This is a genomic window from Streptomyces sp. SCL15-4 (assembly GCF_033366695.1).
Taxonomy (GTDB): Bacteria; Actinomycetota; Actinomycetes; order Streptomycetales; family Streptomycetaceae; genus Streptomyces.
The window spans coordinates 8,200,857-8,227,369 of sequence record NZ_JAOBTQ010000001.1; the positions used below are offsets into that span (position 1 = coordinate 8,200,857).

Annotated in this window: 20 protein-coding genes and 2 pseudogenes; 9 read left to right on the plus strand and 13 right to left on the minus strand. The window is 71.5% G+C overall.

Annotation, left to right across the window (positions count from 1 at the left end):
* Positions 1-145: 145 nt before the first annotated feature.
* From SCK26_RS36810 to SCK26_RS36850, 9 genes are all read right to left on the minus strand, one after another.
* On the minus strand, positions 146-2,437 hold the full coding sequence (locus SCK26_RS36810) for a lantibiotic dehydratase (protein WP_318205727.1): 2,292 nt from the start codon (positions 2,435-2,437) through the stop codon (positions 146-148).
* A 10-nt stretch (positions 2,438-2,447) separates the two neighbouring features.
* A complete protein-coding gene (locus SCK26_RS36815) occupies positions 2,448-2,711 on the minus strand; it encodes an acyl carrier protein (RefSeq protein WP_318205728.1) in 264 nt (87 codons plus the stop codon).
* A 102-nt stretch (positions 2,712-2,813) separates the two neighbouring features.
* The gene (locus tag SCK26_RS36820) at positions 2,814-3,776 is read right to left on the minus strand and encodes a threonine/serine dehydratase (RefSeq protein ID WP_318205729.1); all 963 of its coding nucleotides are present in this window, start codon (positions 3,774-3,776) and stop codon (positions 2,814-2,816) included.
* Positions 3,773-5,326, minus strand: coding sequence for an amino acid adenylation domain-containing protein (locus SCK26_RS36825; protein ID WP_318205730.1), 1,554 nt, complete (start codon positions 5,324-5,326; stop codon positions 3,773-3,775). Before SCK26_RS36825 ends, SCK26_RS36820 begins: the two co-directional genes overlap by 4 nt.
* Positions 5,323-7,644 carry a lantibiotic dehydratase gene (locus tag SCK26_RS36830; RefSeq protein ID WP_318205731.1) on the minus strand — a complete coding sequence of 774 codons (2,322 nt, stop codon included), beginning with the start codon at positions 7,642-7,644 and terminating at the stop codon, positions 5,323-5,325. Before SCK26_RS36830 ends, SCK26_RS36825 begins: the two co-directional genes overlap by 4 nt.
* Positions 7,637-8,590 carry an ornithine carbamoyltransferase gene (locus SCK26_RS36835; protein ID WP_318205732.1) on the minus strand — a complete coding sequence of 318 codons (954 nt, stop codon included), beginning with the start codon at positions 8,588-8,590 and terminating at the stop codon, positions 7,637-7,639. Before SCK26_RS36835 ends, SCK26_RS36830 begins: the two co-directional genes overlap by 8 nt.
* A gap of 94 nt (positions 8,591-8,684) precedes the next feature.
* Positions 8,685-9,980 (minus strand): diaminobutyrate--2-oxoglutarate transaminase, encoded by a 1,296-nt coding sequence (gene ectB, locus SCK26_RS36840; protein ID WP_318205733.1) that lies wholly within the window; start codon positions 9,978-9,980, stop codon positions 8,685-8,687.
* Between the two features lie 205 nt (positions 9,981-10,185).
* Positions 10,186-10,851 carry a response regulator transcription factor gene (locus SCK26_RS36845; RefSeq protein ID WP_318205734.1) on the minus strand — a complete coding sequence of 222 codons (666 nt, stop codon included), beginning with the start codon at positions 10,849-10,851 and terminating at the stop codon, positions 10,186-10,188.
* Complete coding sequence (locus SCK26_RS36850) at positions 10,848-11,480, minus strand: response regulator transcription factor (RefSeq protein WP_318205735.1); 633 nt, start codon at positions 11,478-11,480, stop codon at positions 10,848-10,850. The genes SCK26_RS36845 and SCK26_RS36850 overlap by 4 nt, the downstream gene beginning before the upstream one ends.
* Before the next feature lie 771 nt (positions 11,481-12,251).
* Here SCK26_RS36850 and SCK26_RS36855 point away from each other — a divergent pair.
* Positions 12,252-12,544, plus strand: a pseudogene (locus tag SCK26_RS36855) (IS630 family transposase); the annotation flags it as partial.
* A 21-nt stretch (positions 12,545-12,565) separates the two neighbouring features.
* Here the strand turns inward: SCK26_RS36855 and SCK26_RS36860 are convergent.
* Positions 12,566-13,105, minus strand: a complete 540-nt coding sequence (locus tag SCK26_RS36860; RefSeq protein WP_318205736.1) for a GNAT family N-acetyltransferase — start codon at positions 13,103-13,105, stop codon at positions 12,566-12,568.
* A gap of 405 nt (positions 13,106-13,510) precedes the next feature.
* Here SCK26_RS36860 and SCK26_RS36865 point away from each other — a divergent pair, with 405 nt between their 5' ends.
* From SCK26_RS36865 to SCK26_RS36895, 6 genes and pseudogenes are all read left to right on the plus strand, one after another.
* Positions 13,511-14,074, plus strand: a complete 564-nt coding sequence (locus SCK26_RS36865) for a TetR/AcrR family transcriptional regulator (protein ID WP_318205737.1) — start codon at positions 13,511-13,513, stop codon at positions 14,072-14,074.
* 76 nt (positions 14,075-14,150) lie between these two features.
* Complete coding sequence (locus SCK26_RS36870; RefSeq protein WP_318205738.1) at positions 14,151-15,053, plus strand: SDR family NAD(P)-dependent oxidoreductase; 903 nt, start codon at positions 14,151-14,153, stop codon at positions 15,051-15,053.
* Between the two features lie 143 nt (positions 15,054-15,196).
* A pseudogene (locus SCK26_RS36880) lies at positions 15,197-15,930 on the plus strand (transposase); the annotation flags it as partial.
* A gap of 552 nt (positions 15,931-16,482) precedes the next feature.
* Positions 16,483-18,552, plus strand: coding sequence for a hypothetical protein (locus tag SCK26_RS36885; RefSeq protein WP_318205739.1), 2,070 nt, complete (start codon positions 16,483-16,485; stop codon positions 18,550-18,552).
* Positions 18,549-20,084: an ABC transporter substrate-binding protein gene (locus tag SCK26_RS36890; RefSeq protein ID WP_318205740.1), complete on the plus strand. Its 1,536-nt coding sequence runs from the start codon at positions 18,549-18,551 to the stop codon at positions 20,082-20,084. The genes SCK26_RS36885 and SCK26_RS36890 overlap by 4 nt, the downstream gene beginning before the upstream one ends.
* Positions 20,085-20,569: 485 nt before the next feature.
* On the plus strand, positions 20,570-21,169 hold the full coding sequence (locus SCK26_RS36895; RefSeq protein ID WP_318205741.1) for a YdcF family protein: 600 nt from the start codon (positions 20,570-20,572) through the stop codon (positions 21,167-21,169).
* A gap of 632 nt (positions 21,170-21,801) precedes the next feature.
* Here the strand turns inward: SCK26_RS36895 and SCK26_RS36900 are convergent.
* The 3 genes from SCK26_RS36900 to SCK26_RS36910 form a co-directional block, all read right to left on the minus strand.
* Positions 21,802-22,335, minus strand: a complete 534-nt coding sequence (locus tag SCK26_RS36900) for an AAA family ATPase (RefSeq protein WP_318205742.1) — start codon at positions 22,333-22,335, stop codon at positions 21,802-21,804.
* A 102-nt stretch (positions 22,336-22,437) separates the two neighbouring features.
* Complete coding sequence (locus tag SCK26_RS36905) at positions 22,438-22,614, minus strand: hypothetical protein (protein WP_318205743.1); 177 nt, start codon at positions 22,612-22,614, stop codon at positions 22,438-22,440.
* A 587-nt stretch (positions 22,615-23,201) separates the two neighbouring features.
* A complete protein-coding gene (locus SCK26_RS36910; protein ID WP_318205744.1) occupies positions 23,202-24,008 on the minus strand; it encodes an SDR family oxidoreductase in 807 nt (268 codons plus the stop codon).
* A 64-nt stretch (positions 24,009-24,072) separates the two neighbouring features.
* Here SCK26_RS36910 and SCK26_RS36915 point away from each other — a divergent pair, with 64 nt between their 5' ends.
* Positions 24,073-24,858, plus strand: a complete 786-nt coding sequence (locus SCK26_RS36915) for a helix-turn-helix transcriptional regulator (protein ID WP_318205745.1) — start codon at positions 24,073-24,075, stop codon at positions 24,856-24,858.
* A 385-nt stretch (positions 24,859-25,243) separates the two neighbouring features.
* On the plus strand, positions 25,244-26,059 hold the full coding sequence (locus SCK26_RS36920) for a class I SAM-dependent methyltransferase (protein ID WP_318206176.1): 816 nt from the start codon (positions 25,244-25,246) through the stop codon (positions 26,057-26,059).
* Positions 26,060-26,513: the final 454 nt, after the last annotated feature.

A 26,513-nucleotide genomic window follows, 5' to 3' on the forward strand; every position in this document is an offset into this window, starting at 1 on the left:
CGAGCCGGCGCCGCCCGGCACCGGCCCGCTACCGGCCCCCGCGGAGGCGTATCCGTACCGATAACCGCCCCGAGCCGTGGCGGCTCGGGGCGGCATGGTGCCGGGCCGCCCCGGTGGGTCCCCGTGGCGGCCCGGCCGGCCGGTGTCAGTCTCTGAGGGCGACGAAGCGCAGCTCGCTGGTGTAGCGATGGCCCTGGTCGTCGGTGAGCCAGGTCTGCTGCGGGCCGGGCAGCATCTCGGTGACCGTCAGCCGGCCCTCCGGGTCCTGCCGGGCCAGCCGCCGGACCGCCTTGGCGAACAGGTTGACGTACGCCGGGCTCTGGAAGTCCACGTAGAACGGCCGCGGTTCGGCCGGCGTGGTGACGAAGACGAACCGGGGCAGCCCACTCGCGGCGTGCCAGCGGCGGACCCGCACGAAGCGGCGCGCCTCGTTCTTGTCCTGGGCGCAGTCCAGCGCGCCGCCGGCGTACCGCCAGGTCTCCCGGGCCAGTACCAGCCGGTCCACGGTGATCCGGGGCGTGTGATCGGCCTCCGGCAGCAGCCGGCACAGGTCGATCACCAGCGAGGTCAGCACGTGCGCGAAGACGTCCAGCACGCCGAAGACCGCACCGTCGGGCAGCCGGACCACCAGGCGGCCGTCCTGCCGCTCCACCACCGCCTCGGCGCTCGGCACGGTGCGCTCCCGACGCGGGTCGGCGCCGTGGTCGAGCAGGGCGATCTGGTAGTCCTCGGGGCGGACCAGGGCGTGCCGGACCCGGGTGGAGAGCCGGGCCCGGTGCTCCTTGGGCAGCAGCGGCATCAGCCGCGGCCGCGGGTGGTCCCGGCCGGTCTGCGCGAACAGCTCGGCCGGGGCCGGGTGCTGGTGGACGAAGAGCGAGGCGCCGAGAGTGTTGATGGCCACGTGCAGCTCGCCGAGCACCAGCTCGAACTCGCCCCGTTCGACGGCCTGCGGGCCGTCGGCGGCGAGCATCACGTCCGGACTGAGGTAGCGCGCCGCGGTCCAGCCGGCCGACCGCTCGCCGAAGGCGGCCCGCACCGCCCCGGCGATGTCCGCCGCGGCGACCACGACGTTGCCCTCGCGTTCCGGCAGGCGCAGGATCACGGACCAGCGGTGCCAGAACTCGCGCTGCAAGGCGGCCGCCTCGCCGACCGCGTCACCGTGCAGGATCGGCATGCAGGCGAACCAGAACGACGCCAGGTCCACCGGCCCGCCGGCCGTGCTCAGCCGCTCGTGGACCTGTTCGGCCAGGGCCAGCACCCGGGAGGCCAGCCGCGAGGTCAGCCAGCCCGCGCTGGTCATGAGCAGGTCCAGCGGCTCCAGCGCCCGCAGTACCTCGGTGCCGGCCGTGGCGGTCGCGGCCCTGATGCTGTCCGAGTAGACGAGGGTGCGGCAGGGCGCGGTGGTGCCGCCCTTCTCGCGGGCCGCCGCCGTGTCGGTCAGCTCCCGGAAGCCGGCTTCCAGGGCGGCCAGCGCCGCGGTCAGCTCGGGCCCGGTGGCCGCCGCGGCGACTGCGGCCCGGCCGCGTTCGAGCACCTCCAGCATGCCGAGGCCGCGCCGGCGCGCCTGCTCGTCGCCGACCCGCTCCAGCCAGTCCCGCAGGTGCCGTTCGGGATGGGTGCCGGCCGGCACCTCCAGCTTGCGGACGATCCAGCGCCGCCGCACCAGCTGATCGAGCAGGTCCTCGACCTGCTGCGGCGTGGCCCGGCCGGCCAGCTGCCGCCGGATCTCCCGGACGGGGCGCCGGCCGTCGCACAGCCGCAGGGCCGCCAGCTCCAGTTCGGTGGCCGGCTGCGCGGGCCGGCCGGGCGGCAGGACCGCCGCCGCGCCGGTCCGCAGGTACGGCATACGGCGCGGGGCGACCCATTCGCGCAGCCGCGGGTCGGCGTCCAGGACCTTGGCCAGCTCGTCGATCGACCAGCTGGAGAAGTACACCTCGGTCCCGGCCACCAGGCCCTCGCCCGGTTCCACCGTCACGCCGGTCCGGTCCGGGTCGAGAGTGCCCCAGCCGACCGGTCCGAAGAAGCCGATGGTGTCGTTCTTGACGCAGAACCGCTGCCAGTAGTGCGCCACCAGTTCCTCGCGCTGCCGGTGGCCGCTGGTCCGCCCGGCCGCGCTCGGCTCCCAGCGCACGAACGGTTCCACGGCACGGCCGACCACCGCGCGGTTCTGCCAGGCCACGGCGGCCTGGAAGTCCGGCCGGGCGGCGATCCGCTGCAACTCCCGGGCGCCGTCCACCGCGGCCTCGGCGAAAGCCGCCTCGAAGGTCTTCCACGCGGCCCCGGTCAACGCGGCCCGAGGGCCCAGCGCGTCGGCTGCCCGGGCCAGTTCGGGCGCTGCCAGCCGCAGCACCCCGTCGGCCGGGAAGCCCGGCCCGCGCAGGGCGAACTGCCGCCACAGCCGCCATGTGTCCCCCAGCGGGACAGTCGTCCCACCCATGGTGCCTCCTCTAGCTCAGGTGGGCGTCGGCGATGACGACCATGGCGAGGTCCTCGGGCGACGGGTAGGTGAAGACCAGGGCGACCGGCACCTCGACACCGACGGCCTGTTGCAGCCGGGCGGTGATCTGGAAGGCGCTGAGCGAGTCGCCGCCCGCCTCGAAGAAGTCGCTGGAGGTGTCCAGCCCGTCGTCGCCGAGCGTCTCCCGGTAGAAGGAGGCGATCAGCTCGGGCAGTTCTGCCGCCGTCACCTGCGGACTGTGCGTGCTGGTCATCCGGTACCTCCGAGTCAGTGGTTGTCTGCTGTACGGGTCAGTCGGCGCGATGCCGGGAAACGGTGCGGTACCGCCGGCCCGGTGCCGGCGGTACCGCGGGGGTCAGACGGCACCGTCCGGAGGACGGTCCGGCAGCCCGGCGGACAGTGCGGCGGGCGTGTTACCGCCCGACACCACGACGGCGACGCGCTCGCCGCGCAGCCGGCGGCCCGCCGGACAGAGCGCCCCGGCCAGCGCGACGCTGCCGCTGGGCTCGGCGGGGACGCCCGCCCGGTGCAGCAGCCGCATGGCCCGCAGGATCGCCTCGTCCGCGACCACGACCAGCGCGTCCACCCGCTCCCGGACGATCGGGAACGTGACGGTGCCCGGCAGCTGCCCGCGCAGCCCGTCGGCGACGGTGGCCGACGGCGGCACGGCGACCGGTCGTCCGGCGGCCAGCGAGCGGGCGTACCGGTCGGCCCCGACCGGCTCCACGCCGATGATCCGCACCGGGTGGCGGACCGCCCGCGCGGCCAGGCAGATACCGGCGAGCAGGCCGCCGCCGCCGGTCGGGACGAAGACGGTGTCGACCTCGGGCGCCTGCTCGAAGATCTCCAGGCCGACCGTGCCCTGGCCCGCGACCACCAACTCGTGGTCGGAGGAGGGCACGAACAGCGCGCCGGTCCGTTCCGCGTGGGCCAGGGCCCGCCGTTCCCGCTCGGTCACGCCGCCGTCCACCCGGAGCACCCGCGCGCCCAGCGAGCGGATGACCCGCTCCTTGTCGGCGCTGGCCCCGGCCGCCATCACCACGGTGACCGGGACGCCGAGGGCCCGGCCGTTGCGGGCCACCGCGATGCCGTGGTTGCCGGAGGAGCCGGCGACGATCTCGCCGGCGGTGGCACCGGCCATCGCGTTGGCGGCGCCGCGGACCTTGAAGGAGCCGCCGTGCTGGAGGTGTTCGGCCTTGAGCAGGATGCCCGGCAGCGCGTCGAGGGCCAGCAGCGGGGTGCGGCGCACCCGGGCGGCGATCCGGTCGGCCGCCGCCCGGACGTCCGCCAGCCCGAGCCGGGTCGGCAGGGCCGTCACGGTGTCCGGCCCGGGGGCGGGGAGGCCAGCGCGCGGCGGTCGGTCTTGCCGGTGCCGGTGGTGGGCATCCGGTCGATCCGGACGAAGCGGCGCGGTATCAGATGGAACGGCAGGGTCCGCATCAGGTGGGCGCGGAGCCCGGCGTCGGTGATCCCGGCCAGTGACCCGGAGACATGGGCGACCAGGTAGGCGCGGCCCTGGCCGTCGCTCTCCGCGGTGACCACGGCGCCGGTCACCGCGGGATGGCTGAGCAACTCGCCCTCGATCTCCGCCGGGTCCACCCGGTAGCCGCGGATCTTGATCTGCCGGTCGCTGCGGCCCAGGTACTCCAGGTTGCCGTCGGGCCGCCGCCGGGCCAGGTCGCCGGTCCGGTACATCCGCGCTCCGGGCGGCCCCGCCGGATCGGGCAGGAAGCGCTCGGCGGTCAGCGCGGGGCGGCCGCAGTAGCCGCGCGCCACGCCGGCGCCGGCGATGTGGATCTCGCCGACCTCGCCGTCCGCCACCGGGTCGCACCCGCCGTCCAGCAGCCGGACGGCGACCCCGTCGATAGGCGTGCCGATCAGATCGGCGGTGGTCTCCGGCCGTTCGGACAGGTGCAGCCGGGTCGAGGTCATGGTGCACTCGGTCGGGCCGTACTGGTTGACCAGCGCGCCGCCGAGCGCCCGGCGGCCGCCGGCGGCGAGGAACGGACGCAGCGACTCCCCGCTGGAGACGGTCAGCCGCAGCCCGCGCAGCTCCGGGGCGATCGCCTCGTGCCGGGTCAGGAAGGTGAGCAGCGACGGCGTGGCGCTGAGCACCGTGTCCACGCCGAACCGCCGCACTGTCTCGGCGAAACCCTCCGCCCGGAGCAGTACCGAGCGGTCCGCCAGCACCAGCCGGGCGCCGGCGACCAGCGGGGCGAATGTGTCCCGGACCGACGCGTCGTAGCCGAGCGGAGCCAGTTGCAGCGCGGTGGTGTGCGGGCCCAGCCCGTAGTCGCGGGCGATGAACCGCAGGTAGCGGGTGAGCCCGCGGTGCTCGATCAACACCGCGTTGGGCGCACCGGTCGAGCCGGACGTGTGCGAGACGTACGCCAGCGAGGACGCCACGATCCGCGGCGGCGCGGTTCGCTCGGCCGCCTCCGACGCGCCGTCACCGCCGGCCCGGGCCCCGGAGTCGATCAGCACGGTCGGCCCGGGGACGGCGAGCCGGAGCTTCCCGGCCAGAGCGGCAGTGGTGAGCAGGACACCGGCCCGGGCGCTGTCGGTCATCGCCCGCAGCCGTGGCGGCGGCGCGTCCACGTCCAGGGTGAGGAAGGCACCGCCGGCCCGGGAGACGGCGGCCATCGCCACGACGGCGTCCGGGCCGCGCTCCAGCGCCACCGCGCAGACCCGCTCGGGACCGACTCCGCGCGCGGCCAGGTACCGGGCCAACCCGTCGACACGGGTCATCAGTTCGCCGTACGTCAGGACGCCGTCCGCGGTGACCAGGGCGGGGGCGCCGGGGGTCGCCGCGGCGTGCGCCGCGATCGCGTCGACGTAGCACGGCTCCACGGTCGGATCTTCGATCATCCGGCACCGCCCGGCAGCTTCGAGCGGTCGACCGCGACGAAGCGCAGCTCGGACGTGTACCTGTTGCCCAGGTCGTCGGTGAGCCAGGCCTGGTCCGGCGCCGGGAGCATCTCGGAGACGGTCAGCCGTGCCTGCGGGTCCCGGGCGGCCAGCCGGCGGATCGCCTTGGCCAGGATGTTGACGTACACCGGGCTGTCGAAGTCCACGTAGAACGGCCGGGGTTCGGCGGGCGAGACCACGAAGACGTGCCGCGGCAGCTCCGTCGCGGCCCGCCACCGGCGGGCCCGGACGAACCGCTTCGCCTCGCTCTTCTCGGTGGCGAACGGCAGCTGACCGGCGGCGAAGCGCCAGGTCTCGCGGGAGAGGACCATCTTGTCCACGGTGACCCGCGGGGAGTGGTCGGCGTCCGGGCGGAGCCGGAACCGGTCCATCACCCGGTTGGTCATCGCGTGGCAGAAGACGTCGAGCAGGTCGAACACGGCGCCGTCGGGCAGTTCGGCGACCAGCCGGCCCGCCCGCTCCTCCACCGCGACGTCCGCACAGCGCACGGTGCGCGGCCGGCGCGGGTCGGCCGTGTGGTCCACCAGCGCGACGTAGTAGTCCTGCGGGCGGTCCAGCGCCGGCCGGCTGCGCGCGGACCAGCGGATCAGCGGCAATTCCTTGGGCAGCATCGGGACCAGCCGGGGCCCGGGGAAGTCCGCCGTGGTCTCCGCGATCAGCTCCTCGCGGTCCGGGTGCTGGGTGACGAAGAGCGAGGCGCCCAGCGTGTTCATCGCCACGTGCAGCTCGCCGAGCACCAGACTGAACTCGCCCCGCTCCACGGCCCGCAGGTCCTCGGCGATGAGCATCACGTCCGGGCTGGCGTAGCGGGACAGCGACCAGCCGGTGCCCGGCTCCCCGAACGCCTTGTGCACCTGCTCGGCGATGTCGGCCGAGGCCCGCTCCACCCGGCGGACACCCTCGGGGGCCGCGATGACGGCCGCCCAGCGCTCGCGCAGTTCCTCCTGGATGGCGTCGATGTCGGCGATCGAGCGGCTGTGCGGAGCGGGCAGGCACTCGAACCAGAGCGAGCCCAGGTCCACCGTCCCGTCCCGCGCGCACAGCCGCCGGTAGGCCTCGGTGATCCGCGCGCCGACGACCTCGGCGAACCGGTCGGTCATCCAACGGGAGGCGGTCAGGCACAGCTCCAGCGGGGTGAGGGCCTCCAGCACCGCACTGCCGAGCCGGGCGGTCGCCGAGCGGCGGCAGTCCGCGTACACCAGCGAGCGGTTGGGGGCCGTCCTGGCGCTCTTCTCGCGTTGCGCCGGGGCCTGCGTCAGGCGGGCGAAGTCGGCCTCCAGGGCGGCTAGCGCCGCGACCAGCTCCTCCGCGTCGGTCCCGGCGGCCTGCACCTGGTCCCGGCCGTGTTCCAGCACCGCGAGCGCGGCCAGGGCCGGTTCGCGGACCACCGGATCGCCGACCCGTTCCAGGGTCTTTCGCAGGTGGCGCTCGGGGTGGGCGGAGCCGGGGACCTCCAGCCGCCAGACGATCCAGCGCCGCCGGACGAGCAGGTCGAGGACCTCCTCGACCTGCCGCGGCGCGGCCCGGTCGGCCAGCTCCCGCTGGATGTCCCGGGCCGGGCGCACCCCGTCGCAACGCAGCAGCACCTGGCGTTCCAGCTCCGACACCGGCTGCGCGGGCCGCCCCGGGAGCCGTACCTGCTCCTCCTCGATCCGTAGGTACGGCAGCCGGCGCGGCGCCAGCCAGGGACGCAGACCAGGATCGCGGTCCAGCGTCCTGGCCAGCTCGTCGATCGACCAGCTGGAGAAGAAGACCTCGGACCGGGTGATCAGACCCGTGCCGTGGTCCACCTCGATCCCGCGCAGCTCCGGGTCCAGGGTGGCCCAGCCGACCGGTCCGAAGAAACCGATGGTGTCGTTCTTGACGCAGAACCGCTGCCAGTAGTGCGCCACCAGCTCCTCGCGCTGGCGCGGCATGCTGGTGCGGCCGGCCGCGCTGGGCGTCCAGGCCAGGAACGGCGCGATGCCGGTGCGCAGCACCGCCCGGTTCTGCCAGGCCACCGCCGCCCGGAAGTCGGGCCGGCGGGCGATCCTCTGCAACTCCTGCGCGGTCTCCACGGCCGCGGCGGCGAAGGCGGTCTCGAAGGACCGCCAGTCGGCTCCGGCCAGCTCCGCTCCGGCGCCGAACCGGTCGGCCGCCTCGGCCAGGTCCGGCGGCGCCAGCCGGAGCACCCCGGTCACCGGGAAGCCGGGTCCCCGCAGCGCGAAGTGCCGCCACAGGCGCCAGCCGCCGCCGGGCAGCAGCACGGGCTCACGCATCGCCGCCTCCCGCCGAGGCGCCGCCGACACACCACTCCAGCACCGCGCGCGCACTGTGGTACTTGTTCTCGGCCTGCTCGAAGGCGATCGAGGCAGGACCGTCCAGCACTTCGGCGGTCACCTCGTCGCCGCGGTGCGCGGGCAGGTCGTGCATGAACAGCGCACCGGGACTGCTCTCCATGACGGCCTTGTCGACCCGGAACGGCTCGAAGGCCCGCCGCCAGCCGGGGTCGGCCTTGGTGGTGCCGGTGGTCTGCCAGCGAGTGGTGTAGATCACGTCCGCCTCGGGCAGGTCGGCCGGGTCGTGCCGCTGCGTCACCAGCGCGCCGCCGGCCGCCGCGTACTCGGCGGCCCGGTCGAGGTAGTACTGCTCCACCCCGTACCCCCGCGGAGTGCGCAGGTGCAGCTGGGTGCCGGGGTAGCGGGACAGCGCCAGGGTCAGCGCCGAGGCGGTGTTGTTGCCCTCGCCGAGGTAGAGCACTCGCAGGCCGTCGATCCGCCCGAACCGGCGCAGCAGCGTGGTGAGGTCGGTGAGGGCCTGGGTGGGGTGCTCGGCGGCGCTCATCGCGTTGATCACGGCCATCCGCCGCTGGGCGGCGAAGGCCCGCAGCTCGGCCTCGCCGCCGGCGGTCCTGGTCACCAGCACGTCGAGCATCCGGGACAGCACCGCAGTGGTGTCCTCGACCGTCTCCCCGGTGTTCTCCTGGAGGTCACCGGGGCCATAGGTGATCAGTCGGCCGCCCAGGCGCAGGGCGCCGGCCGAGAAGGCGGTGCGGGTGCGGGTGGAGGTCTTGCGGAACAGCACGCCCACCACGGCGTCGTGCAGCGGGCGGGCGTCCTCCCGGCGGCCGGCGGCGTACTCGGCACCCCGCCGCACGATGCCGTGCATCTCCTCGAAGGCGAGGTCGTCGATCGAGATCAAATGTCGGCGTAGCGGACCGGACATCTGCGGTCTCCTTCTTTGACGCGCTTGACGGGTTTGACGGGCTTGACGGTCTGGAACAGGGGTTGACGGACCCGGCGGCGTCGCCGACCGGTCGTCAGATGGTCCGCAGGCCCTGCCGCAGCACGTCGAGGCCGCGATCCAGCACGGCGGGGTCGATGGTCAGCGGCGGCAGCAGCTTGACGACCTCGTCACGGCGGCCGCACAGCTCGACGATCAACCCGTGCTCGAAGGCGTACCGCTGCAGCCGCTCGCCGCGCAGCGGGCCGACGCCGAGGTCGATGCCGAGCGCCATCCCGCACCCGCGCGTCACCAGTCCCCGTCCCCGCGCGTCCAGTTCGGCGCGGAACCGGTCCAGGCGGTCGATCGAGGCGGCGAGCCGGGCGTGGAAGAGATCCTGTCGCCACAGCTCGCAGGCCGCGGTGGCGGCGACGAAGGCCAGCTGGTTGCCGCGGAACGTCCCGGTGTGCTCGCCCGGCTCCCAGACGTCCAGCTCCCGCTTGAACAGGACCATGGAGAGCGGGAACCCGTAGCCGCTCAACGACTTGGAGAGAGTCACCACATCGGGGGTGATCCCGGCGTGCTCGAAGCAGAAGAACCGGCCGGAGCGGCCGCAGCCGGCCTGGATCTCGTCCAGGATCAGCAGGATTCCGTGCCGCTCGGTCAGCTCACGCAGGGCGCGCAGCCAGCCGGCGCTCGCCGGATAGACGCCGCCCTCCATCTGCATCGGTTCCACGATCACCGCGGCGGGCAGCTCGACGCCCGAGGAGGGGTCGGTGAGCAGCCGCTCCAGGTAGCCGATCGAGTCGAACCCGCCCTGCGGACCGTCCTCGTACGGCACGAACGTGACGTCCTGCCCGCTGACCCCGCCCGCCCGGCGGGCCCGGCGGCTGCCGGTCACCGCGAGCGAACCACGTGACATGCCGTGGTACGCGCCGGTGAACGCCACCAGGCCGGAGCGGCCGGTCTGCTTGCGGGCGAGCTTGAGCGCGGCCTCCACGGCGTCGGTGCCGGTCGGCCCGGTGAACTGCACCTTGTAGTCCAGCCCGCGGGGCCGCAGCACGGTGTCGGCGAAGGCGGTCAGGAAGTCCCGCTTGGCCACGGTGTACATGTCCAAGCCGTGCGCGAGGCCGTCGGCGGCGAGGTAGTCGGCCACCCGGGCCTTGATGAAGTCGTTGTTGTGACCGTAGTTGAGCGTTCCCGCACCGCAGAAGAAGTCGACGAACGTCCGGCCGTCCTCGGCGAACAGCTCGGCGCCCTTGGCCCGTTCGAAGACGGCCGGGAACGTACGGCAGTACAGCCGGACTTCCGATTCCAGCTCCTCGAATATCTTGAACTCCGGTGCTGGCCGCGACTCGTGACCGGTGATCGGGGTGTCCTCGGCGATGTCCATCGGGTCCTCTCGGCAGGGAACGCAGCCGCTGTAGCCGCTCGTGGCAGCGCGGGTGGAGGGAGAGCCGCCATGCCCGCCGGGCGGACATGGGCAGGAGCAGCGTGCCGCCGGACCGTGGCACGGCACCAGGGAACGAATGGCAGCCGCGCGGCCGCGTCGTTGCGCGTTTGTCCCGGTCCGGCACTTCGTGCGGCCCGGTCCGGGGTCAGATCAGCCCGGTGCGCACCGCGTGCGCCACCGCGTGGGCCCGGTTACGTACCTGGAGCTGGCCCATCAGCTCGTAGATCACGTTCTTGACGGTGTGCTTGGAGCAACGCAGCGTCGCGGCGATCGCCTCGTTGCCGTGGCCGTCCGCCATCAGCCGCAGCACCTCCAGCTGACGGCCGGTCAGCGTCGGGGTGCCCGGCCGCCGCCCGGGCCCGGCAGGCTCCGGCGTTTCGTCGAGCAGGCGGGCCAGCGCCAGGTGGGAGAGCCGGCCCTCGCCGCGGTGAGCCGAGTGAATGGTCGCGGCCAGCCGCTCCGGCGTCGCCTCGGCGGACAGCACCATGGCCCGCGCGCCCGCCCGCAACGCCTGCAAGGCGCCGTGGCGGGACAGCACGTCGGCCACCACCAGCAGCTGCTCGCGACCGTCCGGCAGGCCGGGCCGGATGACCCCGATCGCGGCCTCCACGGTGTCGCCGACGGCCACCAGCACGTCCTGCGGGAACGGGTCCGGCGTTTCGGCCGGCCGGAGCCCCGCGCTGATCAGTTTGGCCTCCACCACCGCGCGCGCCGTCGCGTCGCTCGACCGCACCCGCACCCGCACCCGCACCCCCGCCCGCGGCGTGGTGGCGGCCGAGGCGGTCGCGGACGGGGCCGCCGTCGCGATCACAGCAGTCCCGTCCGCAGGGCGAAGGCCACCGCGTGAGCCCGGTTGCGCAGCTGGAACCGCCGGGTGACGTCGTGGACCACGGTGGTCACGGTCCGGGGCGAGTAGCACAGTTCACGTGCGATCTCCTCGGTCTCCCGGCCGTCCGCGACCAGCCGCAGGACCGCCCGTTCCCGCTCCGACAGCGCCGAGCCGCCGGGCGCCGCCACACCGCCCGTGTCCGGGCGGCGGACGTCGGCACCCTGGCCGTGCTTCAGCAGCCCGTTCAGCAGGTCCGGCGGCAGCGTGCAGTCACCCGCCGCGGCCGCCACCACCGTCGACGCCAGGCGCTCGGCGGTGCACTCGGAACGACGCAGCAGCCCTCGGATGCCCGCAGCGAACGCCTGGACCGCGTCATCGGCCGCCAGTTCGGTCGCGACCAGAACCACTTCCTGTCGCTCGTCCGCCTCGCGCCCGGCCCGCACCGCGTTCATCACCTGCGGGGCCACCCGGTCCACCATCATGACCGCGACCTGCGCCCGCTCCCCGGACAGCGCCACCGCGATGTCGCCGTGGTACTGGAGGCTGCTCCGGGTACCAGCCTCCAGTATCGGGTCCTGCGCGACGATGCTGACTCTCACCGGTTCGCCCATCGGCTCCTCCTGGGAATCGGCCTCTGCCTGACAGGACAAGAGCATCGGCCGCGGCGCCACGAGCGGCATCGGGGGCGGGCACCCAGTTTCTCCGACCCGACGACGGCGCGGACCGGCAGCGCCGCGACCGCCCCGCACCACCGTCCCCGCGCCCTTCACCGCCCGCCCGGCCCTGCGCCCGCAGTCGCCGTCCGCACCGCCCCACCTGCCCGCCGCCACCGGGTTCCGACGGGCACCGCCGGTGCACCGCCGGGCCCGCAACGGAAACATGGGGGCGATGCCCCCATATCCGCTACGGCCCTTCCCCGAGACCCCGCCGAAGAGCGGCGGGAAGGACCACCGCACCGGCCGCCGGCTCTCCTCCGGAGCGACGACGCCCCGCCGCCGATGAGGACCGCGACGGGGTCACCGGCGCCCCGGCTGCTGCCGATCCGACCCACGCCGAACTCGACGCGCAACGCCGCGCGGCCCGGGCGCTGGCTGCCCGAGGCGCCTCGGGCAGCCAGTGGGCGGGCGTGGGCCCGGGCGACAGCCGAGGGCCTCACTTCGGTGGCGGACGTACTGACCGGACAAGAGCCGGCACCGGACGCGCCGGCCGGCACGAGAAGCGGTGCGGGATCAGATCACCGCACGGCTGCCCACTTGACCCGGGTCGGCGTCGGCGCATTGGCCGACTGTTCTTCGAGTTCGTCCAATTCGCACGACGCGCGGTGTACCGCTCCCGCAATTGGAGACGCAGCACGCGTCGGACCGTAGAAGGCCCAGCCGCCGCAGAAAGGGGCCGGGAACACGCCGGCGGCGCTGAAGCCGATCCGCGCCGCCCGGCCCGCCGGCGCCCCCATCTACGTGATCCTGGACAACCTGTCCGCCCACAAAGGCGCCTACATCCGCCGCTGGGCGAAGAAAAACAAGGTCGAGCTCGGGCCCTGCACGCCTACCTGCGCTGGCGCAACGCCAACGCCCGTCACCGCGACGTCCTGGCCGCCGAACGCAAGGAACGCGCTCGCGTCCGCAGCGAGCAAGGCATCCGCCGGGGCGGACGCCCCCTCGCCACCGGAGCCTGATCAGGCGATCCAGCGCAGGCGTCAGATCCTCGCACCACGGGCGATGCGGTACAGCACGTTCGGACGCAATGGCCCTTCGGGGGCGGTGGGGTCGTCGAAGTCGTCGACCGGGTCCCGGGTCATGCCGATCCGTCGCATCACTGCCTGCGAACGGAGGTTGGTGGCCGTTGTCACAGCAAGGATCTCGGAAAGCCCAAGAGTGTCGAAGCCGTGGGCCAGGACTGCCAGCGCGGCCTCGGTGGCGTAGCCCTGGCCCCAGGCCGAGCGGGCGAGCCTCCAGCCGATCTCCACTCCCGTGAACGGCATGCCGTCATCCACCTGGTCCAAGCCCGCGAAGCCGATGAACGCGCCCGTGGCCCGCACCTCGACCGCCCACCATCCGTAGCCTCGCTGGTCGAACTCGGCCTGGAAGCGGGCCACGGAGGCATCGCACTGTTCACGGGTAAGCAGGTCACCCAAGTGCTCCCGAACCTCGGGATCGGCGTTCATCGCCGCCCATGGTCCAAGGTCGGAGTCCCGCCATCGACGGAGAGTGAGGCGATCGGTACGCAGTTCAGCCATGCTGCCCAAGCCAACGTGAGCTGTGCGCCCGAGGCAATCCCCTTTTTTCCTCAGGACGACATCGCCACGCAGAAGGAAGGATGAAGAAGGGCAGCAGTCGTGCCCTCCTCTCCGTGCCGAAGGCGTCGGCCATGGGGGGGCTGGGCCGGCTCGGGCCGCTGGCCTCGGCCCGACCGTCTTCCGTCCCATCGACACCGACGAGAAGAGAGGAACCCGGTTCCCTTTGCTCGAAGGCCCGGCGACGGCAGGCGGGCGGTCCTTGGTCTCGGCCGTGACCAAGACCACCGCTCCTGAGCCGACCGAGGCTCAAGCGGGTGGCTGCGTGGTACCTGCCGCCGGTGTACGCCGAGGGAAGAGTGCCCTCCCGCATTTGACTGACCGATCACTCTCCTACATGCTGTCCTCATGCCCAGGCCGAGGAGTGACGACAAGCGCGCGGCGATCATGGCCGCCGCCACGCGGATCATCGCTGTCCAGGGACTGGGGGCGGCGACGGCGGCGATCGCGAAGGAGGCCGGTGTCTCGAACGGGTCGCTGTTCACCTACTTCGACACCAAGGCGGATCTACTGAACCAGCTTTACCTGGAGCTGAAGGGCGAGATGGGGGCAGCCGCGCTCGGCGGCCTGCCCGCAGCCGATGCGCGCACCCAGATGCTGCACGTGTGGTCACGATGGATGGACTGGGCAACGGCCTATCCCCTGAAGCGCCGCACTCTGGCCCAGCTCCAGGTCTCCGACGAGATCACGGCGTCCACCCGTGAGTCCACACACCGGATCATGACAGGCATCGGGGAGATCCTGGAGCGCAGCCGGGCGAACGGCCCGATGCGCGACGCCCCGGCGGCTTTGGTGTTCGCGCTGTCCAATGCCCTGGCCGAGGCCACCATCGACTACATCATCGGCGACCCGGACCGTGCCGACGCGCACAAGCAGTCCGGTTTCGACGCACTCTGGCGGATGATCGGCTGACCCGCCCCGGACCCATTTCCTCGCACTCGCGCACACCCATAAATGACTGTCTAGTCAGACATTCACAAGGAGTGTCATGCCCGACAAGGTGTACGTCATCACCGGCCCGACCTCCGGCTTCGGCCGCCGCACCGCCCTCGAACTGGCCAAGCACGGCACCGTCGTGCTGGTCGGCCGCGACGCAGCCAAGCTCGACGACGTGCGCAGCAGCATCGAAGGCAGAGACGGAAAGGCCGTGTCCGTCCTCTGCGACCTCTCGGACCTGACGAGCGTGCGACGCGCCGTCGCTCAGATCACCTCGCTCGGCCTTCCGATCACTGGCGTGCTCAACAACGCCGGGATCTTCCCCACCCGTCCCGGTACGAACGCCCTCGGCTGGGACATCACCTACGCGACCAACCACATCGGGCCTTTCGTGTTCACCGAGACGCTCGTGCCCCACCTCGAAGACGGCACACAGGTGGTGTTCATCGTCTCGGCTGTGGAGGATCCGGAGCGCAAGGCCGCCACCATGTCCGGCTTCCGCGGCGCCCGGTACATCTCGGCCGAGGCGAGCACCCGTGGCGAGTGGAAGCCCGGCGGCTCGAAACTGCCCGGAGGAGACGCCTACGCCACGTCCAAGCAGTGCAACCTGGCAACGGTGCTCGCCTTCGCCCGCGAAACACCCCGACTGCGGTTCAACGCCATCGAGCCCGGCTTCGCGCCCGGCACGAATCTCGGCCGTGACGCCGGCCTGCTCCTGCGTCTGCTGTCGAAGTGCGTGCTCTCGCCACTGGCCCCGCTCATCAAGTACTGGACCAACCCGGGCACCGCTGCTCGCATGATCACCCGGATACTCACCGACGAATCGGACACCACCGGCGTCTACTACGACGAGAAAGGACGACCAATGCGGGGTTCCGCACAGGTGCACGACCCGGCGTTCAACGCCCGGGTAGTCGCCGAGACCCGTGCACTACTGGGGACAGCGCACGTCTGAGGAAAGACTTCGGGTAGTCCCCGGGCAACCGGACTCGGCCCACCGTACGGATGGCTTCGCCCCCGCTCGGCCCGCACCTGATAGGCATCGAGCGTGTCGCGAGAGGAGTCCGGCCAGTGAGCCTCCCGCACCCCGCCCAGCAGGTGAAGAAGCGTATGGGGTCGTACCCGCGTGTCCGCACCGAGGGCGGCGGCCGGACGGTGGTCTCGCAGGCCGGGGGCGTGCTGCTGGTCGAGACCGTCCGCAAGACCGGTCCGGACGCCGCGATATCAGCGGCGCTGACGCCGTGGCGGAAGTCACGGTCGGTGGACGACCCGGGCAAGATCCTGCTGGACGTGGCCCTGGCGGTCGCGCTGGGCGGCGAATGCCTCGCGGATGTCGCCATGCTGCGGGCCGAGCCGGCCGTGTTCGGGCCGGTGGCCCCCGACCCGACGGTCTCCCGCCTCATCGGCACCCTTGCCACTTCCGGCGAGAAGGCCCTGCAAGTCATCCGTGCCGCGCGGGCTGAAATCCAGCGACAGGTCTGGCGGTTGCCCGACGGGAAAGCGCCTGATGCGGGCGGGATGGTGACCGTCGACCTCGACGGGGTGCTGGTGATCGCGCACTCGGACAAGGAGGACGCCGCACCGACGTGGAAGTGAACCTACGGTCACCATCTGCTGATGGAGTTCGTCGACCACGGACCGGGGGGACGGGTAAACCGGTCGCGGCCCTGCTCAGACCAGGCAACGCGGGATCAAACACGGCTGCTCAACTGGCCTTGGCCCGACTACCGGAGAAGTACCGGCGCGGGCGCCGGACGTTGATACGGACCGACTCCGCGGGCGGCACCCACGACTTCGTCGCCTGGCTCGCTCAGCGGGGACGGTGGCTGTCCCTCACGGATGTGTACGGCATGCGGGCGGACCGTATGAGGTCTCCTCCCGCTCTCTGCTGACATACAAGGCCCTCTTGAGCAGAAGGGTGATATGCAGCCCTTCAAGGTCCGACTCGCGGATTCCTAGGAGTACGCCGAAAGATCACCGGCTGGAATGAAGACGGCCACACTGCGACAGCCTCAAGGGCGCATCGTCCGCTGGAGGCGGGCAGTTGACGGCGCGCCCACAGCCGGGTGACGACCTCCTGACCCCCGGGCACCCGACCCCGTACCGGGACCGGGCCGGGGGCGAGCGCAGCAGATGCCGACGTTTCTCCGCAGTAGACACCGCCGCTGTGACCGTTCACGTTCGTCGGCAGGCGTGATCGTTCCGCCGCGGGTGCCGGGGGCTCTGATTACCGCTGCTGGCGGGTTCTCTTCGCGCGTACCTCTCCGTAATCACCTGGGAGGCGGAGAATTCGTAGAAGCGCATGCTGCGCGGGATGTGAGGTGCGACACTCATTCTTCTCAAGCCTGACGAGGCGTCACTGAATCGGACCACGGGGGATCGCAGTGACCTTGTACGGACGGTCGGCCGTGTTCAACGAGCTGGTGCCCGAGCTGGTGGGGCTCAAGCCGGAGGGGCACAGCCTGTTGCCTATCCCTGACGGGAGCCCGCTGCTGGTCCGGTGCACCGGCGGACGGTACTCCGGCAAGACCGCGTTGCTGGAGCGACTCGTGGAGCGGTACGCGCAGCGCGTACCGCAGGCGTACGCGGATCTCGGGGCAGACGATTTCGGTCAGCCCGGGCTAGCACCCCCGGACGACGGCACCGCCAACGCGTCGCGCACGACGGATCTCCTCTTCTACTTGATGGACAGGCTGAGTCAGCAGCCGCGGCAGTTCCGCGGGAAGCTGACCTTTCCACGGCTCACCCAAGGGCTGCTCGCGGTCACCAGCTGGCAGGCGGTCCAGCCCGCCGAACTGGCCGCGGCGCGGAGCCGACTGGCTGGACTGCTCCGGGAGAGCCAGCCGGACGTGCAGAAACGCAGGGACCAGGTGGCGGGCTGGATCACGCAGGTCACGGAAGGCCTCGGCACTGTGCCGGGACTGGGCCCGGGGCTGAGGGAACTCGTGCCGCCGCTCGCGGAGATCGTCACCACCGAGCTGCTCGGTCCTCACGCCAACAGGGACGGACTGAAGTGGTGGTCCAAGCGGCGGGTGAACTCCCAAGGCGACGCGCACGCCCAGCTGACCGAGCTCGCCATGCGGTTCCGTGGCGACCGCGATGACCGGCGACGCGCCGAACGGCACCTGCACGCCGCTCTCCTGGAAGACATGGCCGACCACTACACCCTGCTGCGCAGGATGAACCGCGTGCCGCGCCCGCTGCTCCTGCTGGACAACGTCCACACGGAGCTGGGCCAGGAGGTCTGGGACACGCTGACCCGCGTCTGGCACGAGGAGACCCCTCGGGCCTGGCCGGGTGTTGTGGCTACGTCCCTCGCCGCGGAGCCGGCCGTCCCGGATCCGGACGGCGCACCGTCGACCCGGAATGCGGCGGGCCCGTTCTGGAGACAGGAGAAACCGGAGGCCCCTCCCGGCTGGGTGCTGCGACTGCCGCTGGCGCGACTCGGCCTTGACGAGGTCAAGGAGATGTTCGGCGCCGACCGGCCGGAGCCCGGCGCGGCCCAGGTGATCCACCGGCTCAGTGCCGGACGGGCAGGGATCGCGCACACGCTGGTGCAGGCCGTCCGGGGACAGATTCGCCGCGGGGAGCCCGTCGACGTCCGCTCGCTGCTCGACCTGCCGTACGGCGCCGAACCGGCACCGCACGTGAACGAGCGGCTGCTCGGGATCCTGATCCCCGCCCAGGTCGCCAGAGCGCGCCTGGTCTACTACGCCCCGGCTCTCGACGACACGGCCGCACACCACCTCAGCGCCCACTACCCGCCCGGCGACCCCGGGGGTGTACCCGTGCAGGAGACCCTGGCCCGACTGCGGGACGACCACTGGGGCCGCTGTCCCTGGCCGGGCATCGACGGACCGTTCGTCGCCGACCCCACCCTGCGCACCCTGCTCCTGCACGACCTGCGACTACGGACACAGGAGACACCGGAGGCCGAACGGTGGAAGAACATCCACCTCATGCTGCGCTCCCTGTACGCACCGGACGCCTACGGCAGCACCACGGCGTCACACGACGTCCGCTACCTGCACCACTCGCTCGCGATCGGTGACACGGACACGGTCGCACGGGCCCTGCACCGCCGCCTGGCCCAGCAGGACGCCCCGTCCTGGCTCGCCGCCCTCAGCCTGATCTGCGCGGCACCGCACCCGCCGGCCAACCTGACCGCCCCACCCGCAGCGACCCTGTCCTGTCCGGCATGCACGACCGACGACGACCTCGTGCACCAGGCCGTTCTGCTCCTGCTCATCAACCTCTGGGAACAGTCGCACCCTCTCGCACCACCTGACATGGAAAAAATCAACAGTGTCCGATTGCAACTGCTCACGCTCGCGCAGTGGAGCGCCCCCGCGGCCCAACGGGTCTTCTTCCAGGCGCACGAGCAGTGGCCGCCGCTTTTGAACCGCTGGCGTCAGGCACCCGACTTGCCGACCTACGGAGAGGCCCGCACATGAAGCTCTGGCCCGCCGGCCCCCTCTATCAAGCGCTGCTGGCCATAGCCGCTGCCACCGCCGTCGCGTTCGGCGGCTACTTCGTCTACCGCTCCTGGTTCGCCGACAACCCGGCCTGCGCCACCGGGGTGTCGAAGCGCGGCCCCCAGAACGAGTGCGTGGGGGTCACAGACGGCGCCTTTTTCTACAACAACAACAAGCTGAGGAAGATTTTCGACCTCATCCGTGACGAAAACAGCTCGGCCGAAAAAGCGGCCCAGGAGCAAAATTCGTCACCCGCGACCATCGCGTTGATGATCCCCATGACCTCCGGCAATCCCGCCGAGCAGGCGGAGCAGGTCGAGCAGGTCAAGGGTGCCTACCTGGGCCAGTACCACGCCAACCACAAGGCCTTCACACAACCGCCCATCCGCCTCCTGCTCGCCAACCCCGGCCGCGGCTACAAGCAGTGGCGGGTGGTCGCCGACCAACTGGAGAAAGCCACGTCCGACGACAACCTGCGGGCAGTGGTCGGCATCAACATCAGCCTCCCTGAGACCAAGGCGGCCATCGGCCATCTGACCCGAAAGAACATCCCGGTGGTTGCCGGCCCCATGACAGCAGACGACATCGCGAACGACAAGGACCACCTACATCGGTACCCAGGGCTGGCCCGCGTCGCCCCGAGCAACTCCGACCAGGCCGACGCCCTCGCCTTCTACAGCAAGGACATCAAGCCCGCCGAGACGATGGTGATCGAAGACAGCCGTGACGGCGACAACTACCTGGAGAGCCTGCGCAAGAGGTTCGAGAAGCTCGCGGAAGGCGCCCCCCGCGCACCGGAGACCTTCATCTCCCCGCCCGACTTCAACGACGAAGGATACCTCGCCAACACCTTCGACCAGATGGTCCCGGACATCTGCACCTCACCCGCGAAGACCATCTACTTCGCCGGACGCCCAGTACAACTGAGGCAGTTCCTGTTCGAGTTGGGCGAACGCAGCTGTAACAAGCACTACACCGTCATCACCGGCTCGCACGCCGCCACACTCACGGTCGACGAGAAGTTCACCGCCCACTGGGACGCTCTCACCAAAAGCAAGGGAATCACCCTCCGCTACGCCGCACTGGCCCACCCCGACGCCTGGGGCGACAACAGCACCGAGACGACCGGAGGCAGCAAGGCTGCGTTCCAGGAACTGACCAAGCAGCTTCCCAAGGCCGGGGCGAAGCCATCCGACCTCGTTGACGGACGGATCATCGTCACCTACGACGCGGTCGTCACCGCGGTGAAGGGCATTCGCATGAACGCCATGGACAAGGTGAAGATGCCCAGTCTCGCCCAAGTTGCCAGCAGCTGGCCGCGCCTGCACGGCGAAAAACGGGTCCAGGGTGCCAGCGGCTGGATCTGCCTCGACCAGTACGGCAACCCTTACAACAAGGCGGTCGCCATCGTCCACCTCGACCCGCGCAAGAAGACAGCCGTCTTCGACCGCATCGCCTGGCCCAGACACCGGGCTCCGGACGCCGACTGCTCGATCCTCAACGAAGAATGAACACGAGGGGTGGTCGACGGCCATGGATCATCAGAGAAAGAGGAGGTCACCGACCAAAGTGATCACGTCCTTCCAAGTCGTGCGCTTGTAGACAGCCGCGGTACGGCCCGTTGCTGGAGGCCTTGCCGCCGGTCAGGCTGCCAGGACTGGCGGCGCCCGCCCTGCCCGGCCTCGCCGAGGGCCACCCAGGCGACGTCCGTGGTGGGCCACTCGTCGAGCGGCCCGGGGCTGTCCCGTGGTCGCCGTCCAGGACGACCTGCGCCGTCGGCTGCCTCCGAAGACAGGGCTCATGCCGGCCGGATGCCTGGCCGGGGTGCGCGTCGCCGCGCTCGGCGGGATGTCCGAGAGCGGGCAAGACCACCGCGGGTGAACGTGCGCACCGCTCACAGCTACTCCTGGCTGAAGACCGGCTAGCTCATCGACGACGCCTAGTAGCGTGGCTGGTTCCTTCGCGGCCCGATACCGAGGTGTCCTAGAGTCGCCCCATGCGGCGAAGGACGGGGCTGGCAATAGCCGGGGTTGCAGCCCTGGCCTGGGGCGAGTGGTTGAACTGGCGCTGGTCTCGAGCGCTCGTGGGGAGTAGCGGGGGCGCCTCCGAGGCCGTGGTGGTGTTGGGGTACCGGAATCCCCAAGCGACGGCGAACTTGATCAACCGGTGGAGAGTCCGTGCTGGAATCCGCTCCATCGCCGCTGACGGTGCGCATGGGACCTGCGTGATCTTCAGCGGCGGTGCGACCAGTAGCGGCGCCACGGAGGCACAGCTGATGGCTGACTACGCGAAGTCGGTGCTTGGGTTCGACGGCACGGTGCTCCTCGAAGACCAAAGCACGACGACGTGGGAGAACATCACGAACGTGATCCCACTGCTTGAAGAGATGGATCACATCAAGATCGCCTCCCAGCCGGCTCATGCGCTCAAGGCCCGTGCGTACCTGCGGCGGCAGCGCCCCGATCTTGCAGCGAAGCTGGTGCGCGCGGATGACTACCGCCCTGGCGAGTGGATGGTCGTCAAACCGTTGTTGGCTCTGTACGGACTGTGGACGCTCCGCGGCCTCAAGGCCGACGCGCGAAAGGTATCGCTGTAGACACCCGCTGCTTCTTGGGCTCACGCATGGTGGTTCGTGGCCGACGCCAGCAGATGACGGTCATACCTGAGCCGTAGCCGAGTTCCTGCGGTAGGTGTTCGAAGGGGGCCCGGTGTGCAGCCCGAAACGGGAGGCCTTGGAACACCAGCCGTGCCGGATGCCGTGTGTGCGGCTGGCGGAGAAGGATCTGCTGCTGTTCGACCCTGCATCGCCCACTGGCGGTCCCGGCACTTCTGCGACCCGCTGCCGTTGCTGCGCCCGTACCGCACCGCGCCCTGGACACCCGCCCCTCTCACCGCGGCGGACGACCGGGGACTGCACGCGCGTATGGCGACTGCACACCCGGCTACACCCTCAGCAGCCAGACCAAGCTCGTCTACGACTGCACCACAACGAATGCGTACGAAAACAGGTGGACACACGTCACCGCGTACTACGGCAGCCTGGTCCTCAAGGGTTGGGTCTGCAACAACTCCCTCCCGTTCGAAAGCCAATGGGAATGCCCGCGTGGGACCAGCCTGCGGCTCAGCCCCGGCCCGCCCGGCTCTCGGTCCGCGGCTGCTGATGCTGCGCCCGTTCCGCGCCGCACCGCTGGATACCCGGCCGCCCGCCTCGCCGCGGCGGCCGGCCTCCTATTCGTCGCAGCTCTTGACGGCCTCTGCGATCTGCCGGGCGACCTGGGCGGGGGTGAGGTGCGTGGTGTCGACGACCTCGGCCTCGGCGTGCAGCCACGTGCGGGCCGCCTGGGCGTAGGGCTCGAGGTACTGGAGACGGAACGGGGAGTTGGGGCCGAGAACGGTGTCGCCCGCGATGCGTGCGCGGAGGGTGTCCTGGTCCGCGTGGAGGACGAAATGCCGGACCGGGATTTCGTGCTGGGCAAGGCCCGAACTGATCTCCCGCCAGTACTGCTCGACCAGGACGGTCATGGGCATCACCAGCGTTCCGCCGGTGTAGTCGAGGACGCGTCGGGCGGTTTCGACTACGAGGGGCCGCCATGGCGGCCAGTGCTGGAAGTTGTCCGTCGCGGGCAAGCCCGGCTTGATGTCCATGAGGGTCTCGCCGACTTTCTCGGCGTCGAACACCCGTGAGTCCGGGATCAGCTGCTGGACGAGCGCACTGGCCGTCGTCTTGCCTGCGCCGTGGGTGCCGTTGAGCCATACGATCATGGACTTGACGCTAGCGTCGTGCGGGCCCACGTGGACAGGCAGAGTAGAAGATCCGGTGCAGTCGATCGCCTTGGCGAGTTGCTTGGCGGAGTCTTCGAACGGTCACGGCCCACGCCGACGAGCTCCAGGGCGCTGCGCGAGCTGGGCACGCCCGAGCAGCCCGAGCAGTGCGAAGGCGACGAAGCCGTCCGTGACGAGTTCTCCCGCCATGCCGGGTCGTACGTCCAGGCCGACGTCGACGCCCGGCTCGCCCACGCCCTGGCCGCGCACTGCGGGCACTACGCCGACCGGCCGTACGCGAGGCCGCCGTCGCCCTTCTGCCGCAGCGTGGCCTCACGCACGCCGCGCTGCTGTCCGCGCTCCCCGACTGGTCTCCGGCGCCGACGTCGACCGACTGGCGTATGCCGCTCAGCCGCCACCGCCGAACCCGGAGCCGTCGCTGACCTCGCCGCATTCCTCGCCCGCGCCCGGTCGTAGCGCAGTACTCGGGCGGCCCGTGTCGTCTGGGGCTGTCGAGCTACCACCTACCACGCAGGGGCACCGAGTGCGGAGAATGGAAGGGACGCCCACCGCAGGAACGGCGGATCCGCCAGAAGCGGAGCATGACACGACGGCACGATCCGCAACTGGTCGACGCGATGTGGCGGGCAACCGATCTCAGGCGGGCCTACCTCGCCCGGGACCGCGACAAAGTCGCGACGTGCAGGAGCAGGCTTGTTGTCACCGAGCTGCGGGGCGCCCTGTTCCCGTCACGCCGGCGCGGACAGATGCACCGGCTGCCGTCGAGGTGTCCCGTACTCAATGCCGGTGACAACCTGCCGCAGGTGACGCGCGGAGACCCGGATGTCGCGGGGTGCTCCGTACCGTCACGCACGGGAGGCGAGGTGCCGCCATTCGTTCCACATGTCGAGCCGCTTGCGATAGGCCGCCTCGACAACCGGATAGGGGTAGGTGCCGAGGAAGAGCCGCAAGGGTGGTTCGTCGGTGTCGACGAGGTTCAGGACAACGGCGGCGGTGCTTCGCGCGTCCTGGGGCGTGCGGGCGGACGCACCGGCCCGGCGCGCGGCGCGGACGGGTTCGTAGGCGGGGAGCGGCTTGGTGTGCACCGCGGAGGCGCCCGACCAGTCGGTGCCGTAGGGGCCGGGTTCGACGAGGGTCACGTGGATTCCGAACGGGGCGATCTCCTGGGCCAGGGCCTCGCTCATCCCCTCCAGGGCCCACTTGGAGGCGTTGTACAGCCCGAGCGTGGGGAAGGCGGCGAGACCACCGAGGCTGGAGACCTGCAGGATGTGACCGCTGCCCTGGGCCCGCAGGTACGGCAGGGCCGCCTGCGTCACCCACAGCGGGCCGAACAGGTTGGTGTCGAGCTGGGCGCGCGCCTGTTCCTCGGTGGTCTCCTCGACCATGCCGAACAGGCCGTAGCCCGCGTTGTTGACGACCACGTCGAGGCGGCCGAAGGTTTCGGCGGCCCGCTGCACCGCGGCAGCCGCGGCGGTGCGGTCGGTCACATCGAGGGGTAGCGGGAGCACGTCGTCTCCGTGGGCGTCCACGAGGGGCCGCAGGGTCTCGGGATCGCGTGCGGTGGCGGCGACGCGGTCGCCTCGGCCGAGAGCGGCTTCGGCCCAGATACGGCCGAAGCCACGGGACGCGCCGGTGATGAACCAGGTCTTCATGACATCGAGCCTGCGCCGTTCGCAACCTCGGCAGCCAGCACCCTTGCAGGGTTACCCTCGCACCATGGCGGCCGACAATCTCCTGGGAGACTTCCTCAAGGCCCGGCGCGGACGGGTCGCTCCGGCGGACGCGGCGGTGCCCGCCGGAGGGCGTCGCCGGGTGGCAGGACTGCGCCGGGAGGAGCTGGCCCGGCTCGCCGGAATCAGCGAGCCGTACCTGGTCCGGCTCGAACAGGGCATCGACCGGCACCCCTCGCCCCAGGTGCTGCGCTCCCTCGCGCGGGCGCTGAAGCTGGACGCCGACGCCTCCGCCCACCTGCACGCCCTCGCCGGCCCCGCCCCCGTGCCGCCGTCACGGACCGAAGTCTCCGAGGACGTGCACCGGCTGCTCGACGCGTGGACGGACCGCCCTGCGTACGTCCGCGACCGGTGCTTCGACGTGCTGGCGGCGAACAAGCAGGCCCGTGCGCTCGCCCCGATGTACGAGCCCGGGCGCAACCTGGTCCGAGCGGTGTTCCTCGACCCGGCGTCCCGCCGGCTCTTCCCCGACTGGGCGGAGGTGGCCGCGCAGACCGCAGCGGCCCTGCGCGCCGAAGCCGACCTGCGCGCCCCCAAGACCGTCCGTCTGGTCGCCGACCTGGAGACGGACGAAGAGTTCCGTCGTCTGTGGATGCGGCACGAGGCACGGCCCGCCCGTGACGAACTCAAGCGCTTCGCGCACCCGGTCGTCGGCAGCCTCGCTCTGCGAAGGCAGGCGCTCACCGTCGGCGGCACCGGGCAGCAGGTGATCATCGTGTACCAGGCGACGGCCGGGAGTCCGTCCGAAGCGGCCCTGGCACGTCTTCTGTGACGCACCGGACGTCTGCCGTGGGCCACGCAGTGCCGATGGTGGTTCCGGTGACAGAAGGCCTGCTGAATGATTCGTTCTTCACCACGGATGACGGCGATCCGCAGGAAGACAGGATCTGTTCGCCCCCTGCGGGCAGGTGCCCTGGCTCATTCGTAAGCAGTGGCAATCAGATCACCGCGGTTTCGGCGGTCCAGCTGCGTACGACGTCGCGGGCGCTCCGGACCCACTGTCACGCTGACGGAGCGCGAGCGGCACACCGGTGCCACGCTCCCTTGAGGAAGCCGGCGGTGCGGCATGCTGCAGTCCGGTGACAGCGAATCCCTTGGGATCGATCATCTAGGCTGGCGCGGTGACTGATGACCAGGAGCGGGTGCAGCCGTCGGGAGTGTGGGCCACGGCGGTGGGGGTGGCCCGGGTGCGGGCGCTGGAGACCGAGCGGGAAAACGCCCTGTTCCGCGACCCACTGGCCAAGGCCTTCGCCGCGGCCGGCGGTCTATGGCCCTCCTCGCCGCCGCTGCCCGATGACGAGGCCGCGCGCCGCCGCCGGCTGGCCGTGTCGTTCTCCATCGTCATCAGGACGAAGTTCCTCGACGACCTGTTGCAGCAGGCCTCCGCGTCCGGGATCCGGCAGGTCGTGCTGCTCGGCGCCGGCATGGACAGCCGGGCCTTCCGGATGGACTGGCCCGAGGGCACCCGGCTGTTCGAGGTCGACACCGCCGCGCCACTGGACTTCAAGGCTTCAGTGCTGCGCCAGGAGCGGGCCGTCGCACGCTGCGAGCGGATCACCGTCGCGGTGGATCTGCGTGAGGACTGGCCAGGCGCGCTGGCCGCCGCAGGGCACGACCCTGCGGTGCCGACCGTGTGGATCGCCGAAGGACTGCTGATCTATCTGCCCGAGGACGCGGTGGAACTCCTGCTGGCCCGGATCAGTGCGCAGTCGGCGGCAGGCAGTCGGATGGGACTGACGTTGGGCTCGCGCGGCGTGATCGAGAGCTTCGGCGCGGACGCCGAGCCGGGATCGGCGGCGTCCATGTGGGTCTCGGAGATGCCCGACGACCCGGTGGGCTGGCTGGCCGGCCACGGCTGGGAGGCCGACAGCCACACCCTGCGCGAGCGTGCTGCCGCCTACGGCCGCCCCATCAACACTCCTCCGCAGCGCGAGGAGCGGCCCGGCGGACTGATCTCGGCGGTCCGCCGGTAGATCGCCTCCAGGTGGGCGGTCGAACTTGTGGCAATCGGTCAAGGTTCACTCCCACAGGACGGCGGCCGGCCGGCTCGACGCCTCGGCCGTGACCCAGCAAGCTCCGCAGGCTGGATCTGCTGGGTCCTGGGTCCGGCGTTTTCCCTGGTCGACGCGGAGCGACGCCGTTCCTGGGTCCAGCCGGGTCCTGGGTCCGCGCACGTGGCTTCCGTCGAAGTGGTCCCGACCCGCCGCGGTCCGGCGACACCGCGGTGAGACCCGCCCGTTCCGCGCCCTCCGGAGCCCTTGAAGAGCGAATACCCGGCCCCCGCCGACACTGCCCGGCAGCAGCTGGACCCCGCGGCCGCCGAAGCCGTACGCGTGTACGCCGCCCGCACCCGGGCTACACCGCCGACCAGTTCGCCGGCGTCCTGGAGGCGATCGCCGCCAACGGCCTCCCGCCGGTCGACGAGTG

Bases quoted from the DNA above. Each gene is read 5' to 3' on its own strand.
- SCK26_RS36810 (WP_318205727.1), bottom strand. From the start codon at position 2,437: ATGGGTGGGACGACTGTCCCGCTGGGGGACACATGGCGGCTGTGGCGG.
- SCK26_RS36815 (WP_318205728.1), bottom strand. From the start codon at position 2,711: ATGACCAGCACGCACAGTCCGCAGGTGACGGCGGCAGAACTGCCCGAG.
- SCK26_RS36825 (WP_318205730.1), bottom strand. From the start codon at position 5,326: ATGATCGAAGATCCGACCGTGGAGCCGTGCTACGTCGACGCGATCGCG.
- SCK26_RS36830 (WP_318205731.1), bottom strand. From the start codon at position 7,644: ATGCGTGAGCCCGTGCTGCTGCCCGGCGGCGGCTGGCGCCTGTGGCGG.
- SCK26_RS36835 (WP_318205732.1), bottom strand. From the start codon at position 8,590: ATGTCCGGTCCGCTACGCCGACATTTGATCTCGATCGACGACCTCGCC.
- ectB (WP_318205733.1), bottom strand. From the start codon at position 9,980: ATGGACATCGCCGAGGACACCCCGATCACCGGTCACGAGTCGCGGCCA.
- SCK26_RS36850 (WP_318205735.1), bottom strand. From the start codon at position 11,480: ATGGGCGAACCGGTGAGAGTCAGCATCGTCGCGCAGGACCCGATACTG.
- SCK26_RS36860 (WP_318205736.1), bottom strand. From the start codon at position 13,105: ATGGCTGAACTGCGTACCGATCGCCTCACTCTCCGTCGATGGCGGGAC.
- SCK26_RS36865 (WP_318205737.1), top strand. From the start codon at position 13,511: ATGCCCAGGCCGAGGAGTGACGACAAGCGCGCGGCGATCATGGCCGCC.
- SCK26_RS36870 (WP_318205738.1), top strand. From the start codon at position 14,151: ATGCCCGACAAGGTGTACGTCATCACCGGCCCGACCTCCGGCTTCGGC.
- SCK26_RS36890 (WP_318205740.1), top strand. From the start codon at position 18,549: ATGAAGCTCTGGCCCGCCGGCCCCCTCTATCAAGCGCTGCTGGCCATA.
- SCK26_RS36895 (WP_318205741.1), top strand. From the start codon at position 20,570: ATGCGGCGAAGGACGGGGCTGGCAATAGCCGGGGTTGCAGCCCTGGCC.
- SCK26_RS36900 (WP_318205742.1), bottom strand. From the start codon at position 22,335: ATGATCGTATGGCTCAACGGCACCCACGGCGCAGGCAAGACGACGGCC.
- SCK26_RS36910 (WP_318205744.1), bottom strand. From the start codon at position 24,008: ATGAAGACCTGGTTCATCACCGGCGCGTCCCGTGGCTTCGGCCGTATC.
- SCK26_RS36915 (WP_318205745.1), top strand. From the start codon at position 24,073: ATGGCGGCCGACAATCTCCTGGGAGACTTCCTCAAGGCCCGGCGCGGA.